15 protein-coding genes are annotated in these 16,061 nt (G+C 64.8%); 5 read left to right on the top strand and 10 right to left on the bottom strand.

Annotated features, from left to right (window positions below; all coding sequences use genetic code 11):
• Positions 1-24 precede the first annotated feature (24 nt).
• The 4 genes from LIG30_RS16170 to LIG30_RS27645 all read left to right on the top strand — a co-directional run bounded on the left by LIG30_RS16170 (position 25) and on the right by LIG30_RS27645 (position 3,832).
• A complete protein-coding gene (locus tag LIG30_RS16170) occupies positions 25-1,692 on the top strand; it encodes a bifunctional protein tyrosine phosphatase family protein/NAD(P)/FAD-dependent oxidoreductase (RefSeq protein WP_038713619.1) in 1,668 nt (555 codons plus the stop codon).
• A 38-nt stretch (positions 1,693-1,730) separates the two neighbouring features.
• The gene (locus tag LIG30_RS16165; protein WP_038713618.1) at positions 1,731-2,537 is read left to right on the top strand and encodes a sulfite exporter TauE/SafE family protein; all 807 of its coding nucleotides are present in this window, start codon (positions 1,731-1,733) and stop codon (positions 2,535-2,537) included.
• A 184-nt stretch (positions 2,538-2,721) separates the two neighbouring features.
• The gene (locus LIG30_RS16160; RefSeq protein ID WP_038713617.1) at positions 2,722-3,030 is read left to right on the top strand and encodes a hypothetical protein; all 309 of its coding nucleotides are present in this window, start codon (positions 2,722-2,724) and stop codon (positions 3,028-3,030) included.
• A 226-nt stretch (positions 3,031-3,256) separates the two neighbouring features.
• The gene (locus LIG30_RS27645; RefSeq protein ID WP_160326705.1) at positions 3,257-3,832 is read left to right on the top strand and encodes a DUF5625 family protein; all 576 of its coding nucleotides are present in this window, start codon (positions 3,257-3,259) and stop codon (positions 3,830-3,832) included.
• Between the two features lie 154 nt (positions 3,833-3,986).
• Here LIG30_RS27645 and LIG30_RS16155 read toward each other — a convergent pair whose 3' ends face one another.
• From LIG30_RS16155 to LIG30_RS16125, 7 genes are all read right to left on the bottom strand, one after another.
• Positions 3,987-4,691 (bottom strand): hypothetical protein, encoded by a 705-nt coding sequence (locus LIG30_RS16155; RefSeq protein WP_051995060.1) that lies wholly within the window; start codon positions 4,689-4,691, stop codon positions 3,987-3,989.
• 236 nt (positions 4,692-4,927) lie between these two features.
• Positions 4,928-5,221, bottom strand: coding sequence for a methyl-accepting chemotaxis protein (locus LIG30_RS16150; protein WP_442856860.1), 294 nt, complete (start codon positions 5,219-5,221; stop codon positions 4,928-4,930).
• 8 nt (positions 5,222-5,229) lie between these two features.
• Positions 5,230-5,484, bottom strand: coding sequence for an MFS transporter (locus LIG30_RS16145; RefSeq protein WP_038713614.1), 255 nt, complete (start codon positions 5,482-5,484; stop codon positions 5,230-5,232).
• Between the two features lie 111 nt (positions 5,485-5,595).
• Positions 5,596-7,113, bottom strand: a complete 1,518-nt coding sequence (locus tag LIG30_RS16140; RefSeq protein WP_038713613.1) for a sulfatase — start codon at positions 7,111-7,113, stop codon at positions 5,596-5,598.
• 64 nt (positions 7,114-7,177) lie between these two features.
• Complete coding sequence (locus LIG30_RS16135) at positions 7,178-7,609, bottom strand: BON domain-containing protein (RefSeq protein WP_235510320.1); 432 nt, start codon at positions 7,607-7,609, stop codon at positions 7,178-7,180.
• 53 nt (positions 7,610-7,662) lie between these two features.
• Positions 7,663-8,727, bottom strand: a complete 1,065-nt coding sequence (locus tag LIG30_RS16130) for a porin (RefSeq protein WP_038713612.1) — start codon at positions 8,725-8,727, stop codon at positions 7,663-7,665.
• Between the two features lie 89 nt (positions 8,728-8,816).
• Entirely contained in the window at positions 8,817-10,997 is a 2,181-nt protein-coding gene (locus LIG30_RS16125) for a beta-glucosidase family protein (protein ID WP_200929692.1), read from the bottom strand.
• A gap of 90 nt (positions 10,998-11,087) precedes the next feature.
• On the opposite strand from LIG30_RS16125, the gene LIG30_RS16120 reads away from it, so the two are divergent.
• Positions 11,088-11,855, top strand: coding sequence for a TetR/AcrR family transcriptional regulator (locus LIG30_RS16120; RefSeq protein WP_235510319.1), 768 nt, complete (start codon positions 11,088-11,090; stop codon positions 11,853-11,855).
• 55 nt (positions 11,856-11,910) lie between these two features.
• Here the strand turns inward: LIG30_RS16120 and LIG30_RS16115 are convergent, their stop codons facing one another.
• The 3 genes from LIG30_RS16115 to LIG30_RS16105 are packed head-to-tail and all read right to left on the bottom strand — an operon-like array spanning position 11,911 to position 16,059.
• Positions 11,911-12,912, bottom strand: a complete 1,002-nt coding sequence (locus LIG30_RS16115; protein ID WP_235510318.1) for a formylglycine-generating enzyme family protein — start codon at positions 12,910-12,912, stop codon at positions 11,911-11,913.
• Positions 12,896-14,149, bottom strand: coding sequence for an MFS transporter (locus tag LIG30_RS16110; RefSeq protein ID WP_051995050.1), 1,254 nt, complete (start codon positions 14,147-14,149; stop codon positions 12,896-12,898). Before LIG30_RS16110 ends, LIG30_RS16115 begins: the two co-directional genes overlap by 17 nt.
• A 20-nt stretch (positions 14,150-14,169) precedes the next feature.
• Positions 14,170-16,059, bottom strand: a complete 1,890-nt coding sequence (locus LIG30_RS16105; protein WP_235510326.1) for a sulfatase — start codon at positions 16,057-16,059, stop codon at positions 14,170-14,172.
• Positions 16,060-16,061: the final 2 nt, after the last annotated feature.

Below are 16,061 nucleotides of genomic sequence, written 5' to 3'. Positions count from 1 at the left end.
AACCCCAACCGGAGAACCCGACTCATGGACATCCGCACGCTCACCGACACGCTTGCCGTGTCGCCCCAGATCGTCGCGTCCGACCTGCCCGCGCTGCGCGCCGCCGGCTTTCGCGCCATCGTCTGCAACCGGCCCGACGGCGAAGGCCCGGACCAGCCGACCGTCACCGAGATCCGCGCCGCCGCCGCGCCGCTCGGCATCGACGTCCATTACCTGCCGGTGGATTCCGGCAAGGTCACCGACAGCCAGGGCGAGCAGTTCGCCACGCTCGTCGCGTCGCTCGATACGCCGGTGCTCGCATACTGCCGCACCGGGATGCGCTCGGCCACGCTGTGGGCGCTGTCGCAGGCCGGCGCGCGGCCGCTCGCCGAGATCGTCGCGCTCGGCCAGGCGGCCGGCTACGACCTGAACGCGCTCGCGCGCCGCATCGAGCAGCGCGGCGCGCGCGCCGTGCCGACCGTCGAGGCGAGCCATGACATCGTGATCGTCGGCGCCGGCGCGGCCGGCCTCGCGGTCGCGTCGAGCCTGCTCGCGCGCGACCGTTCGCTCGACATCGCGGTGATCGACCCGGCCGACATCCACTATTACCAGCCCGGCTGGACGATGGTCGGCGCGGGCGTGTTCAAGCCGCAGACCACCGCGCGGCAGATGGCGCAGGTGCTGCCGCGCGGCGTGCACTGGATCAAGGCCGCCGTCGCCGCCTTCGAGCCGTCCGAGCACACCGTCGTGCTCGACGGCTGCCGGTCGATCCGCTACCGGCAACTGATCGTCTGCCCGGGGCTCAAGCTCGACTGGTCGGCGATCGACGGGCTGTCCGAGACGCTCGGCCGCAACGGCGTCACGTCGAACTACCGCTACGACCTCGCGCCGTACACGTGGCAGCTGATCCGCGAGTTCAAGGGCGGGCGCGCGCTGTTTACGCAGCCGCCGATGCCGATCAAGTGCGCGGGCGCGCCGCAAAAGGCGATGTACCTCGCGTCCGACTACTGGCAGCGCAGCGGCCGGCTCGACGCGGTCGACGTCGAATTCTTCAATGCGGGCGCGGTCCTGTTCGGCGTTGCCGACTACGTGCCCGCGCTGACGGAATACGTGAAGCGCTACGACATCGCGCTGAATTTCGGCCACACCCTCACCGCGATCAACGGCCCGGCGCGGCTCGCGACCTTCAGCCGGACGCTGCCCGACGGCCGCACCGACACGTTCACGCGCGAGTTCGACATGATCCACGTCGTGCCGCCGCAGAAGGCGCCCGACTTCGTGCGCGCGAGCCCGCTCGCCGACGCCGCCGGCTGGGTCGACGTCGACCCGAAGACGCTGCGGCACAAGCGCTTCCCGAACATCTTCGCGCTCGGCGACGTGGTGAACACGACCAACGCGAAGACGGCGGCGGCCGCGCGCAAGCAGGCGCCCGTCGTCGCGCACAACGTGCTGGCGGCGCTCGGCAAGGTGCGCGGCGAAGCGGCCTACGACGGCTACGGCTCGTGCCCGCTGACGGTCGAGCGCGGCAAGATCGTGCTCGCCGAGTTCCTGTACGGCGGCAAGGTCGCGCCGACCTTCCCGGACTGGCTGATCGACGGCAAGCGCCCGTCCCGGCTGGCCTGGCTGCTCAAGGAACGCATGCTGCCGCCGCTCTACTGGTGGGGGATGCTCAAGGGCCGCGAGTGGCTCGCCAAACCGGAGATCACCGGCTGAACGCCGGCACGCATCCATTCAGGAAGGTTGATGAAAACATGCTGATCTCTCTCGTGCTGGGCGGCATCGTCGGTGCCGTGCTCGGCCTCACGGGCGCGGGCGGCGGCATCCTCGCGGTGCCGGCGCTCGTCGTCGGAATGGGCTGGCCGATGCAGCAGGCCACGCCCGTCGCGCTGGTCGCGGTGGCGGGCAGCGCCGCGCTCGGCGCGCTCGAAGGCTTTCGCCGCGGGCTCGTGCGCTATCGCGCGGCGCTGCTGATGGCGGTGGCGGGCGTGCCGCTCACGTCGCTCGGCGTGCGGCTCGCGCATCGGCTGCCGCAACGCGTGCTGCTGACGCTGTTCGCGCTGGTGATGCTGTTCGTCGCGCTGCGGCTGCTGCGGCAGGCGCTGCGCGAGCAGCGCGGCGGGGCGCAGGCGTCACCGCTGTGCGTCGGCCGCGTCAATCCCGAGACCGGCCGGCTCGTCTGGTCGTGGCCCGCGGGCCTCGCGCTCGCATCGACGGGCGCGGTGACCGGCCTGATGACGGGCCTGCTCGGCGTCGGCGGCGGCTTCGTCATCGTGCCGATGCTGCGCAAGTTCACCAACGTGTCGATGCACGGCATCGTCGCGACGTCGCTGATGGTGATCGCGCTCGTCGGCACCGGCGGCGTGTTCGCGACGCTGCTGTCCGGCACGCATGCGCCGCTGGACGTGACGCTGTGGTTCAGCGCGACGACCGCGATCGGCATGGCGGGCGGGCGCTGGGTGTCGCGTTTCCTGTCGGCGCGGCACGTGCAGCTCGGGTTTGCTGTCGCGCTGGTGTGTGTGGCGCTCGGGTTGCTGGCGAAGGCGGTGTTCGGGGGGTGATTGGGGAGGCGGGCAGCTAGAGGGGGCTGCGGAAAATCGCAAGCATTGCGGACGATCTATGCGAAGTGCGCGATAGACATGGAACAATGTCCGTTTGCACGAGCGATCTACGGCGTCCCATCCACTTAAGGGATGTGTGCCGCGCCCGCTTTCCGGAAATATCGGGCTTGCCGAGAGTATTGAAATGGATAAACAAGCACGTGCCACGATCATCTTCTACGATGACGAGACCGAGCAGATCAAGCTGTGCACCGTTTTTCGCAAGGAAGTGCAAGCAGTGATCGACCGCGAAATCGCCCGCAGCGGTGGCATGACCATCCCTCCAGGCGCAGAGGCGCACGAAGCACAGCCAATTACGGATGAGGATGCCCGCAAGCTCGGCGGACTGGCGATCTTGATGCAAGCCGGCGCGCACCCGGAATTGAGAGAGCGGCTTCAAATCACTACCGTCGAACCTGTCGACTGGACGTCCCCGCTCTCTCCGAAAAAGTGATTGGGCATGCCGCCTTCGGGCGGCTTTTTTTTGGTTCATCGCGGAATTCCGGGGAACGCGGCGCGGAATGTCCGCGTTCGGCCAACTGCGGACCTTCGACATCAGGGCCAAGTTCGTCGACAATCCTGCCATCCACGACAGGACCACGGCGTTTAAGCTATCTCCCGCAACCTGTTCATGCTGAGGACATTGGAGTGGAAACTAGCGTTTCGAACAACGACATCTAATGGTTGTTTCGGGAGCAACGATGAGAGCGATAATACAAACTGGTCGGTATATAGGTTTTCTGTTTGCGCTTGCCTTTTCTGTGACTGCTGTTTGCGGCGCTACAACAAGTAAAATATACGAGGTATTTCTTCGAATAGATGCAAGCAGGTCAGGGTCATCGGTAAGCGCAGACGTCCAAGTAACCGAGGGTCGTCTCTACATTTTTTACCTCGGATTTCACTACAAGAACGAGGAACAGCGAGAGCGACTCGCCGCATTGGTGGGAAAATCTGGCCGATTGGTGGCTACTGGGGAGTATGCATATCCTGGGATAGTGCAGCCCGTCCATTTGACACTGACGACCGCCACAGGCAGCACGTTACTTGATGTCGACAGTAACGTTCAGGGTGTCGCTGCGCACGAACTCGGCGCGAACGGAAGCGGAGCATATGATCGCAAAATTTACGCGGCGGTTTTGCAGCCGGGGCTATACCACATGAAAATATCGATCCCTCAGGGGAGGCGAGAATTCGAAGGTTTTGAATCTGCTATTTCTGTTGGCGTTCAACCATTTACGCGTATGCCGTCCAATTAAGAGTTGGCTATGACATCGTATACGCGACTCAGCAGAAGATAGTGCACTCCGTCCGGCAAAGACACAAGCTGATCGTGCGATCACTGAATGGCCGCTTTGCGCAAATTCGTATGGCGGCAGTGGGTCGTGCGTCGCCGATCGGTGACGCGGACGATCAGTCAACCCGGTACCAGCGACCAGATTCCGGGCACACAGCAGCCGGTGCGCCGTTCAACAAGACCTGCTCTTCATCCCGTTGCAGCGAGGCCGAAGTGTCGATGTCGAATGCCACCTCGAGCGCGCGCGCGACATGGGCGTCTTCAATCGGAAGCTCCCACGTCAGGAATATCTGGATGCAATCCTGGTCTGGCCCGAAGTCGGCCATACTAAAACCGCTGCTGCGCCGTTGAATGACGCCATGAGGGTGGCCAGTATCGAATATCACGGCTGTTCCCCGAGTCAGAGGAATGCGAAGGCCTGTAGAGGGAAAATGCAAGTCCAGCCCCCTGTCCTCGCTCAGGAAGAGATTGCAAAAGGCCGCACCGCCATATTGGGCACCGTCATGGTGGTACCTCGCGCCGCGACAGGCCATCAGGGCTACGTCACTGGAGGCAAGTACGTTGGACAGTCCAAGCGCGCCCGTCCAGTCGGACATTGCCTGCACGCAGCGCTTGTAGTCGGGCCAGCGCGCTTGCGTTCGTGCCAAAGGCATCACCTCGACGTCCCCGGGTTCCAGGACGAGCCGCGACGACGTCTCCCTATCCCAATCCGCAAGCACGCGTGCAGACGGCACAGGCACGTCGACCGTGCCTGATAAAACGATGTCGCTCACGCGTCGACTGCGGATGGCATCGCCGCTCCAAAACCAGGACGTCAGAATGTCTCGCACTCGGTACTTCCGAAGGGGGGACTCAACGGGGTAATTGTAACGATTCAACGGGGATCATTTCGGCGCAAATCGGCGACGACACGTCGTCCTCCGAGACCGCCAGGCGAACCCTCGTACGACGGCCCCACCTTCGGAAGTGGACATCTGGCTTCCACCAGGCCGACCGGCCGCTTGGGGTCGATGTCCGCCATCCGGGCATTAGGCCCGAAATCACGCTCTTGCGATGCCTAAAGCGTGAAAGCGGCCGCCGACGTTTTCAACTTGTCCGCCTGATCGTGCATGGACTGAGCCGCAGCAACAGCCTCGTCAACCAGTGCCGCATTCTGCTGGGTTACCTGGTCCACCTGACTCACTGCCCTATCAAGTTGCTTGATGCCGCGGCTCTGTTCTTCGGATGCCGCCGTGATTTCGCCAACCAAATCGGCGACACGCCTGATGGCCTGCTTCACCTCGACCATGTTGCGCCCGACCTCGTCCGCCCGTCGCACGCCATCGCCGTGAAGATGAGCAGCCCTTTCCACAACGTCGCCTATAGGCCGTCGAGCGTACGCGGCGTCCGCGCCTGATTGGCGACGAATCCGACCGCCTCCAGTATCTGGCCGACGGCCCCGACCGCCAGCGCGAGCGCAACCGTCTGCGCCAGCGCCTCGACACCGAAAATCACGCCCTCGCCGCGGATGCCGGTGCGCCACTCGCCATGTTCGACAGTACCGGGAATCATCGCCCACTGCGCGAGCAGCATCGCGGCATTGCCGAAGCCGATCGCGACAAGAAACGCCAGCATCGCAGCCCGGCCGTGAAATTCCCGGCGCGGGCGTGCAATGTGAAAGTTCCGCCATGATGGTCCTGCCGTTCCCGTCCCGTCCTGAACATCAAGAAAAACGAATCGCCGGCCTCAGCCCATGAAGTTTCGAATCCGGATCGGGGGTTGACTCGGCACCTCCGCGTTCTGCAACTCGGCCTCATGCTTGCGGAGCAGCGCCGCGCCCTTCTCCTCGCGCCCGGTTTCCCGCAGTCTCTCCAGGTACGCGCGCAACTTGCCGCGCACGTGATAGGGCCCGCCCTCCTCGACGACGTTGACCAGCGGATCCCGCCCCCGCGCGGCGTCGGGCAGCATTTCCGCTTCCCAGGCTTTCAACAGCGCGACGCCCGTCGCGACGACATCGCTCCGCTCGGCTGCCACGTTGTGGAGTTCGTGCGGATCACGATCGAGATCGAACAGCATCACGTCGTCGAACAGGTGATATCCGTCGTGCAGCGTGGCGATCATCAGCCAGTGCCCGAAGCGAACGCCACGCTGGCACGTCCACGCACCCTGCGAAACGACGAGGTAGTCACGCCCTTCGTCGCATCCCGTCTTCAGGCTTGGCGCGAAGGAGACGCCATCCCAGGAATCGGGAACCGGCTGGCCGAGCAACTCCAGAATGGTCGCCGTGACATCGATCTGATAGTGGAACGCGTGGAATTCACGTCCGGGTTCGACGCCCGGCCACTTGAGCAGCAGCGGCACGTGGGTCGTGAACTGGTCGGCGGTCTGGTGATCGCCGTAGATGCCCAGTTCGCCCAGCGTCTCGCCATGATCCGACGACAGCATGACGGCCGTGTCGTCCATCACGCCAAGCTCCACGAGTTGCCCGAGCAGTTCCCCGACATACTCGTCGGCCATCAGCACGCCCGTGTCGTAACCGTCGAACATGGCCCGAACGGCGGCCATGTCGGGAATCTGCTGGGGCTGGCGCGGATATCGCTGCCGCGCCGCATCGTTCGGCGCGAATCCCGTGCATTCCTGTGCGCTGTGCGGGCCGCATCCCTGCCAATCGCGCGCACGCACCGCTTCCGTCAGCCAGGACGGCAACGGATCGTCGGCAAACGGCTCGCCGTAACGGGCGGGCGCCCGGTAAGGCGTATGGGGATCCCACATGTGGACATGCAGGAACCAGTTGTCCTCGCTGCCATGCCGGGCCAGCCAGTCCGACGCGATCGCGAACACCTCGTCTGCCGTCTCGCGCCCGAACTTGCCGACGTTGTACGCCTCGTCGAAACCGGCGTACCAGTGAAAGGCCGAATGCCGATGCGCAAAGGAGCTGACGCTGACGGTCTTCAGGCCCGCCTGCTGCAGGCGAAACGGAAAACTGTCGAAGTGGAGCTGCGACCAGAACTTGCGATCGGGGCCGCCGATCACCGGGTCGGCATCCACGCCGCCGTGGTTGACGACGCCGTTATGAATGCCGAAGCGGCCCGTCAGGAAGGCCGTGCGGCTCGGCAGGCAGGGGGTATCGGACGCATGGACGTTCCGGAACAGCACGCAATCGGCCGCCAGCCTGTCGATGTTCGGGCTGGTGCGACGGTGGTATCCGTAGCAGCCGAGGTGGTCCGGACGCAGTGTATCGATGTCGAAGTAAATCAGTCGCATGGCGTGTTCTCTCCTGTCAATCGGTCGCGCCACGCGGTCACGCGCGGCGGCGACACGTTCCGTCCTACCAGTTCTGCGTACTGATGCGCAGTTGATTCTTGACCGCCAGCACGCCCGGCACCTTCTGCGCCGCGTCGGCGGCAATCCCCGCCTGAACATTGTCGGCAACCGTGCCCGACAACGTCACCACGCCGCTTTTCGCGCTCACCGAAATGCGTGTCGAGTCGAGGCCCCTGGCGCGGGCAATCGCCTGGCTGACGCGCTTGACCAATTGCCGATTCGCCTTTCTGTTCGCCTTTTTCGTCGCGCCGGTGACGGCGGCGCTGCTCGTCTGCGACGCGGCCGAGTCGGCCGACGCCGCATTGCCCGGAACCGGGCCCTGCGCCGCGGCGCTCGTCGCAACTGCCACGCACAGCCACGCGATCGTCGCGCGAACGACATCCTTTCGAATTTTCATTTCCTTCTCTCCCGTCAAATTCCGGTCGCCGCCGGGCATCCGCCCGGCCCCCGGAGACACGACGCGGCCGACGACGGTGCGCCGTGCCGCGATCAAAACTGCGTAATCATCCCGATCGATACGCCGGTCACCGCCCTGCCGTCCGGACGCAGGTTCAACGCCGACACGTTCGCCGGATCCGTCTTGTACGCGCCCGAGAATCCGTTTCTGTCGTACTCCAGGTACAGTTCGGTGCGCTTGGACAGAAAATATTCGACCATCGCATAGGTGGTCAATTTTCGCCCGTCCGATCCGCGCTTGTATTTCAGGTTCTTGCCGATGTCGTAATAGGTCGCCGTGCTGAGCTGCAGGAACGGCGTGGCCCGGTAAACAAGCCCCACCGCGGGAATGTCGTCGCGGCGTTCGAGGCCGCCGGAGGTCGCTGCCGTCACCCAGAGCGCGCTGTAGCTCAGGTACATGCGCGCCGGCCCGAGCTGCCACGCGGCGCCGCCGATTGCCGTCTGCGCCCATTGGGACGCCGTGGCGTTGTAGGTCTTCTGGTAGGCTGCGCCGACCAGAAGCGTTTGATACTGATAGGTGCTGCCGAACGCGAGCGTCGATCCCGCGCGGGTGTTGCCGGCGACGCCGCCCACCGAATAGCTTCCCCGGAGCGTCAGGCCGCCGGCCTTGCCCACGACCTTCACCATATTGTTGAAGCGGGAATCGAGCGTAAAGAAATTCCCGGCCCAGACCACGCCAGGAACAATGGCCATCGACGATCCCTGTGCCGCGTCCGGATCGAGCGCGACGCCGACGTCCTCGGCCGCGCTGAGTTGCCGGCCCAGCGTGACGCGCCACGCGTCGGTGGCCAGCCCGACGTAGGCCGCCTTCGAAAAGAGCGGCCCCGACGCGCTCGCCAGCCCGCCCGTACCGGTGACGAATCCGCTTTGAAGGGTGAAGATCGCCTTCAATCCCTGCCCCAGATCCTCCGTTCCTTTCAGCCCGAAGCTATTGCCCGAGATGATGTTGCTGTCGAACGCGACCTGATGCCCGCCTTTCAGCCCATCCACCCAGCGGACACCTCCACCGACGCTGCCGAACAGCGTCACACTCGACTGCGCCTGTGCGCCACCGGCCATCATTGCCGCCACGGTGGTCAGAACGATCTTCCACTTCATCCGTCTCCTCCTGTTTTGTAGTGCTTATTACATTACGCCAGAACATTCCTCTTGAATTGCCAAACGCTCACGCTCCGTCAATGCGAACGTCAACGACCAAATTGGCGGCTTTCCAGCTGCACCGTCACACCGGCGACGTGATCCGTCGCCGAACGCGCCAGCACGATCCGGTATGTGCCCTTCCGGATACGCCACTGCCCGGACGCTTCGTCGAAACGCGCCAGCAGACGCGGATCGGCGGTCACGCTGACTTCGGTCGACGCGCCGGCACGCAGCGACACGCGCTTGAAGCCGATCAGGCGCATGCGCGTGTCGCCGTCGGCGTCGACCAGATACACCTGCGGAACGTCATCGCCATCCCGCGCACCCGTATTGGTGACCGTGAAACGCGCCGTCACGGTTTCGCCGCCACTCGCCATGAAGTCGCCGTATGCGAAACGCGTGTAGCCCAGCCCGTGACCGAATGCGAACATCGGCCGCTCGCCGCGCTGCGCGAACCAGCGATAGCCGATCTCAGCGCCTTCGTGGTAATGCACCTTGATCGGCGTGCCGAGTTCGACGTCCGCGCCAGGCAAGCGGGGATGCGGCGTTTGTTCGATGTCGACCGGAAAGGTGACCGGCAGGCGTCCGGAGGGATTGACCTCGCCTGTCAGGATTTCGGCGATCGCCTGCGCGCCGGCCTGTCCCGGGAACCAGGCCTGAACCACCGCGCGCACCTTGTCGCGCCATCGCATTCCGATCGGGTTACCCGTCTGCAACACCACGACGACGTTCGGATTCACGCGTGCGACGGCTTCGATCAGTGCGTCCTGTCCGAACGGGAGCCCCATGTCCGGACAGTCGAAGCGCTCTCCCTCGTGCCGGATCGCATTCACGATCACGACATCGGCCTTCGCGGCCAGCGCGACCGCGTCGGCGACATGCGCACCGCTGTCGAAATCGATGACCGTCTGCGGCAAGCGCGCGCGCAACTCGGCAAGCGGCGACGGCCCGAAGAAACACATCGACGTCGGGCCAAGCAGCGGATGGCTCCGGAGCGGCACCTCGGCCGCATACCCGCCGCGCGGCCGCACCTGACTCGACCCCGAGCCCGACAGCACGCCAACCTGCGCGAAACCGCCGATCAACGCGATGCGTTGCGGGTTGCGCGCGAGCGGCAGCATCTCGCCGTCGTTCTTCAACAACACGATTCCCTTGCGGGCGATCTCCAGCGCGACGTCGTGATGCGCGGCCCAATCGACGGCTTCGGCCGCACGCGGCCGGTCGATGCCGATCGCGTAATACGAACGCAACATGCGCCGCACCATCTCGCTGATGCGCGCCTTCGGGATCTTGCCTTCGTCATACGCGCGACGCAGCGGTCCGTTGAACCACTCGCATTCGTCGAGTTGCGCACCGGACTGCTGGTCGAGGCCTTTCAGCGCGAAATCCCAGTCGTTGACTGCGCGCCAGTCGGACATGACCCAGCCCTTGAAGCGCATCGCGTCCTTCACGATGTCCTGCAGGATTCGCCGGTTGCCGCACGTGTATTCGCCGTTGACCAGGTTGTACGCCCCCATCAACGCACCGGGCTCGCCCTCCTCGATCGCAATCTGAAACGCGAGCAAGTCGCTCTCGCGGTGTGCGGCCGGATCGATGATCGCATCGAGAAAGAACTTGTTCGTCTCGCTGGCGTTGAGCGACACATGCTTCACCAGCGCGATCACTCCTTCGGCCTGCGTACCCGACACCATGCCGGCACCGAGCTTTCCCGAGACGAGCGGATCTTCGGAAACGTACTCGAAGTTTCTGCCGTTGCGCACTTCGCGCACGAGATTGATCCCGCCGCCGAGCGCGACGTTGAAACCGAATGCGCGCACCTCCTTGCCGATCAGCGTGCCTTGCGCTCTTGCCAGTTCCGGCTCGAACGTCGCGCCGAGCGCGAGGCCTGCCGGAAACGCCGTCGCGCCCGCATGCGGATCGTCCGTGGCGCGCACGCCCAGGCTCGTATCGGCAAGCGTCAGCGCCGGAATGCCCAGCCGCGCCACGCCGCGCACATATCCGGCGACAGCCGGCAAGTCTGCGGGTACGCGCGGCTCGCGCGCGTTCGTGCCGAAGATGCGCACCATCAGGCTGTACAGCATCGAGAACCGCTCGTCGTCGGTCATGCGCGCTTCGGTTTCCCTGGCGCGCGCGTCGGGATCCACGACCCGCGCGGCGGAATCTGACGACGATGCAGGTGTCGTGGCATTCACGGCCTCGGCGTCAACGTTGCGGTGGGCGAGTGTCATATTGGGCGGACTCCTTTTCCTCAATAACTATCCATTCGGATAATTTAATGGGAGTCCCGTGCGACAGTCAAGCAAGATGGCCGCTGATCGATGCTGGGGCTTTCCCCAAGCGCCCGCATGGCCGATGCCTTTGCGCAATGCGCGTCCGTTTCGACACGCTTTCTGACGCGATGCCGGACGTTGCGGCGCTACCTGAGCGAAGGCACAATCCGGGTGATCCATCTACGGGAAGCAGCAATGCAGATTGTCAGACAAGCCCAACAGGAACGAAGCGAGCAGACTCGCGCGGAAATTCTGGGCATTGCGCTCGAGCAGTTTTCCACCTGCGGTTTCGACGCGGTGAGCGTCCGGAACATTGCCGATCAGGCGGGGGTCAACCACGCGATGATTCGCTACTATTTCGGGAGCAAGGAAAACCTGTGGCGTGAAAGCGTGACCTATCTGTTCGAACGCTTCATGGAAAAAGCGATGCCTCCGAAGGCGGACGCCGGACAACTGTCGATCGAGGTGGTCAAGGACTACATTCGGAACTACGTGCGGTATTGCGCCGAGTATCCCGAGCACGCGCGCCTGATGATGCAGGAAGCCAACCGCGATTCCGAGCGACTGAAGTGGATGGCGCAGAAGTTCATTCGCCCGCGTCACGACCTCACGATTCCGCTCATCAAGCGCGTCTGCGCACAAACGAAGGGGCTGGAGAAGATCGACCCGGTGCTGCTCCTGTACATGGTCACGGCGATCGCACAGATTCCGTACCTGCTGACCGCCGAGATGAAGTACGTTCACGGCATCGACGCGCTGCGCGAAAAGGCAATCGACGCCCATTGCGAAGCGGTCCTGACATTCATCTTCCGCTGAGATCGAACCAACGCGCGCCAATGCCGGAGCGCGCGGACATGTGTCGAGCGCGCCGTTACTTCGACGCCGGGTCGTACGCGACGCGAAAGCCGGTGTGCCCGGCGGACGTATCGCTCGGGCGCCCCGTTCGGGCCGCGATCCGGTAGCGATAGCAGTAGCTTCGATGACACAGGTACGAGCCGCCCTTCAGCGTGTATTCCTTGTCCGAGACCGCCTGCCGATCCCGCGCCTTGCCGGCGCTCGACAGCGACCTGATCCGGAACGGGTCGGCGCACCATTCCCACACGTTGCCGCTGCAGTTGTAGAGCCCGGCCGGATTGGGCGCGAAATCGTCCACGCGAACCGTGCCGTAGCGCCTGTCGCCGCCGATATACAAATCGGGAAAGCGGCCTTGCCAGATGTTGCAGTAGCTCATCGCATCTTCGGCGGGCTCGTCGTTTCCCCACGGATAGCGGCGATCGTCGGGGCCGCCGCGCGCCGCGTGCTCCCATTCCGCTTCCGTCGGCAATCGTCCGCCGCACCATTTCGCGAACGCGGCAGCGTCGTTCCGGGAAATATGGACAGCCGGATGCATCGCGCGTCCGGCCAGCGATGACGACGGCCCCTCGGGCGCCGCCCAGCACGCGCCCGGAACCGAACGCCACCAGGGCACGCTTTCCGGCGCGTCGGTCGCGAGACCCGGCTCGACGAATGCGTGGAATACGTAGCTCCATCCGAACCGCTCCGCATCGGTGCGATAGCCGGTAGCCGCGACGAATTCGGCGAACCGCTGGTTCGTCACCGCATGGCGGTCGATGCCGAAGGGTTTCAGATGCACCCTCCGCCGCGGCCCCTCCCCATCGACCTTGATCACCGGCGCGTCGGTGCCGATCCAGGTGGCGCCCCCGTCGAACCAGACGGCGTCGGGATGGCTCGCGTGCCCGCGATCCGGCGCGGCCGGCGCGGCCGGCGCGGTCGGCTCGCTCGGCTCGGGCATGCACGCCGCGCCGCCGGACGCGGCCGCATCGTCCCGACGCGGCGTACAGCAGGCCCGTCCTGGCTTATCGAACTTGTCCACGTCCGTTCTCCGTCAACGTGTTCTGCATGCGCGCGACGTCGCGCGGATAGGTGCGGTACAGCACCGTGAGGAGTGCGCCGTTGACCAGCACCAGCCCGACCACCACGACGATGAACACGCTCTTCAGGCCGTATCGGTCGCCGAACCAGCCCGCGCCGGCATTGTATGCCGCCCACGACAGCGATTCGACGATCGCGATCAGAATCACGAACGCCAGGCTTCGCAGGCGGGGCGGAACGACCGCCATCACGATTGGCCGGTTGGCGCCCGGAAGCGCACCCAACGCGCACCCCATCATGAAGAAGAAGCCGCAGAACACGTAGATGCTTCCCCAGTTGAACTGGGTGCCGAGGAACGCCATCACGCCGAAGACGATCTGCATGATCTGAAGGAACGCCACGCGTCCGAAGTCAGGCCACGCCTTGTGCATCCGGTCGAAAATCACCGCGCCGCCGATCGTGCCCAGCAGGTAGCCGATGCCGGTCGGCGCGATGACGATCGAGGCCGTCCGGTTCGGAAATCCGTAGACTTGCGTCAGGTAAACGACACCGAACGACATGACCAGCAATTGACCGGCAAGCAGCCTCGACACGAGCATGACGCTGAACGTCGGGATGCGAAACAACACAAGTGCGTCTCGCCAGGCCGGCGCCGCCTTGCCGGTCGCCGGACTGGCAACGACGGCTTGCGACGCGCCGACGCCCGGATCCCGGAACCAGATGAGCACGGCCGCGCCGGCGAGCATGTTGACGCCGCCGAGCAGCCAGAATCCGATGCGCCAGCCGCCGTCGATATCCGCGAGATGGCCCAGCATCGGCCCGACGAGCGCACTGACGAGTGCGGTGGCGCCGAACATGTAGCCGATCGCCCGGCCGCGCATCGCGTCATCGAACAGGTCCGCGAAAATGGACGTGATGAGCGCGCTCGCTCCGGCGGTGCCGACCGCGAGAATCGACGTGCAGACGAGCAGCATCGTGAAGTTGTGCGAGAACCCCGCCGCGATCCCCCACGCCCCCCAGACTCCGGTACAGACGACGAGCACGCCCTTTCGATTCCAGCGCCGGGCGAGCCAGAGCCAGAACGGGCTGAAGAGCGCCGCGGCGATCTTGCTGCAGACCAGCATCACGCCAAGGCTGGACAGCGATAGCGCGAGGCTCGCCTTGATGACCGGAAAGAGCGTCGGCAGGACGCTCGACTCGCTGTTGTCCAGCGCTTGCGCGGCGGTCAGGATACCCATGTGGCGCCACCGGTTCTTCACTACCGGGGCGGCCTTCCGCGCCTCGCTCGCCCCCGCAGGGGATTCTCGCACCTCGATCGGTCCGTACATGGCGGTCTCCGGCCTGCGTCAGGTTGGGTGGATTGCCGGGGCGTGGCGGCGTCGCCCGCCGCGGCACGCATGGCCTTTGCCTGCCGGGCGAAATTGCGCCGCAACGCCTCCGCCCGCCCTGCATGGGCGCGCGCGAGCAGATGATCGTCGCTGATCGGCCCGTCGGCCGGCAGACCGATGCGCGCGTATTGCTCCGGCGGCGCATCGCTTTGTTTCATGAGGTCGCGAAGCAGGCCGGCCATGTGGCGCTCGACTTCGGCATCGTCGATCGGTTGCGCCTGCGCCGGGTCCGACGCGAGATCGAACAGCAACGTCCCGGCGCGGTACGCGTATCCCAATGGCCTGGCCGGGATCTTCATGGTGCGCACGCCCTTCGTGAAGGAGAACGGTTCGGCGAGCCGGATGTCCGCCAATTCGTCGACGCCGAACATCTCCTTCATGTGCATCGGCATCAACGTGTACTCGTATATCGGCGCACTGTTGTCCGGGTCCGGTCCCGAGCGCATGTACACGTATCTCCCGTCGGTGACGTTGACGTGTTCGCCATGCATGCCGAACAGCGCGGCCGTGCGAACCGGCGCATCGTCACGGATCGTGTCCCGCAGCGGCACGCCCTGCATGTCCGGCGTGGGCGACATGCCGAAGAAATCGAGGATCGTCGGCGCCAGGTCCATCGTCCGCACCAGCGCGTTGCGGCGTACGCCCGCGCTGGCGCTGCGCGGGTCCCAGATGAACAGCGGCGTATTCGCCAGCTCGTTGAACCACGGCTGCGCCGTCTTTGCCCACCAGCCATGTTCGCCGAGCATGAATCCGTGGTCGGTGCACACGATCAGCATCGTGTCCTTCCACAGATCGAATTCGTCCATCAGGTCGAGCACCCTGCCGAGCGAGTGATCGCACATCGAGACGAGTGCCGCGTATTCCGCGCGGACATGGCGGATTTCGTCATCGGTGTCGTCGTCGCAGACAGGGCCGTACGACGGCCAGTCGAAATACGGCCCGCGATACGCGTGCGGATAGAGGGCCTTGTAGCGCGGGTAGCTCACGAAAGGTTCGTGCGGATCGAACGTTTCGATCTGCAGGAACCAGGAGCCGGCGTCGTGGTTCTGGCGGATGAAGTGTTCCCCGGCATCGAACGTCAGTGTCTGCGGATGGAGGTCTTCGGTCGGGAAATACTGGCGGTTGACCCAGTCCTGCAGCGCGGCCTTCAACTTCGACGCGCCTTTCATCGGAAACGGGCGCTGCGGATCCTGCACTTCGCCCTTCCACGGATCGCCTTCCTGGCCGCGGAAGAACTCCCAGCTGTCGTAGCGCGTGTGGTACGTCGCCCCGCCGTCTTCCCAATAGTGCCGGTGATCGCTGGCGAGATGGGTGTAGATGCCGTTTCGGCTGAGCATGGCAGGCATCGAATCGTCGAACGGCTCGAGCGGCCCCCAGCTGCGATGCAGGAAGTTATGGCGCCCGGTATGCAGCTCCCGGCGTGCCGGGATGCACGCCATGCTGCCGACGTAGCAGTTGTCGAACGTCGCGCTCCGCATCGCAAGACGCTGGAAGTTGGGGGCCTTGATCCAGTCGGCGCCATAGGGCGGCAGCATGCGCCGGTTGAGGCTGTCATACATCACGACGATCGCTTTCATGGTGTCTCCGTCCTGTCCGTGTATTCGCAACGCGTCTTCACACACCGCACCGGCCGGTGTGTCGACGCGTCGCACGACAATAATTATCCGATAGGATAATTTATCGCATACAAGGACAGGGCCGTCAAGCGGGCGTGATGCGCATTGACCTTGCCCCAAAAAACAACGCCCGGCCCGACTCATCG

Source organism: Burkholderia sp. lig30 (genome assembly GCF_000687455.2).
In the GTDB taxonomy this organism is placed as follows: domain Bacteria; phylum Pseudomonadota; class Gammaproteobacteria; order Burkholderiales; family Burkholderiaceae; genus Burkholderia.
Note: the sequence above shows the minus strand (reverse complement) of the source record. Positions and strands in the feature narration are given on the sequence as shown.

Coding starts and splice junctions, on each gene's coding strand:
- LIG30_RS16170 (WP_038713619.1), top strand. CDS start 25: ATGGACATCCGCACGCTCACCGACACGCTTGCCGTGTCGCCCCAGATC.
- LIG30_RS16165 (WP_038713618.1), top strand. CDS start 1,731: ATGCTGATCTCTCTCGTGCTGGGCGGCATCGTCGGTGCCGTGCTCGGC.
- LIG30_RS16160 (WP_038713617.1), top strand. CDS start 2,722: ATGGATAAACAAGCACGTGCCACGATCATCTTCTACGATGACGAGACC.
- LIG30_RS27645 (WP_160326705.1), top strand. CDS start 3,257: ATGGTTGTTTCGGGAGCAACGATGAGAGCGATAATACAAACTGGTCGG.
- LIG30_RS16145 (WP_038713614.1), bottom strand. CDS start 5,484: ATGCTGGCGTTTCTTGTCGCGATCGGCTTCGGCAATGCCGCGATGCTG.
- LIG30_RS16140 (WP_038713613.1), bottom strand. CDS start 7,113: ATGCGACTGATTTACTTCGACATCGATACACTGCGTCCGGACCACCTC.
- LIG30_RS16135 (WP_235510320.1), bottom strand. CDS start 7,609: ATGCCCGGCGGCGACCGGAATTTGACGGGAGAGAAGGAAATGAAAATT.
- LIG30_RS16130 (WP_038713612.1), bottom strand. CDS start 8,727: ATGAAGTGGAAGATCGTTCTGACCACCGTGGCGGCAATGATGGCCGGT.
- LIG30_RS16125 (WP_200929692.1), bottom strand. CDS start 10,997: ATGACACTCGCCCACCGCAACGTTGACGCCGAGGCCGTGAATGCCACG.
- LIG30_RS16120 (WP_235510319.1), top strand. CDS start 11,088: ATGCTGGGGCTTTCCCCAAGCGCCCGCATGGCCGATGCCTTTGCGCAA.
- LIG30_RS16110 (WP_051995050.1), bottom strand. CDS start 14,149: ATGGGTATCCTGACCGCCGCGCAAGCGCTGGACAACAGCGAGTCGAGC.
- LIG30_RS16105 (WP_235510326.1), bottom strand. CDS start 16,059: ATGAGTCGGGCCGGGCGTTGTTTTTTGGGGCAAGGTCAATGCGCATCA.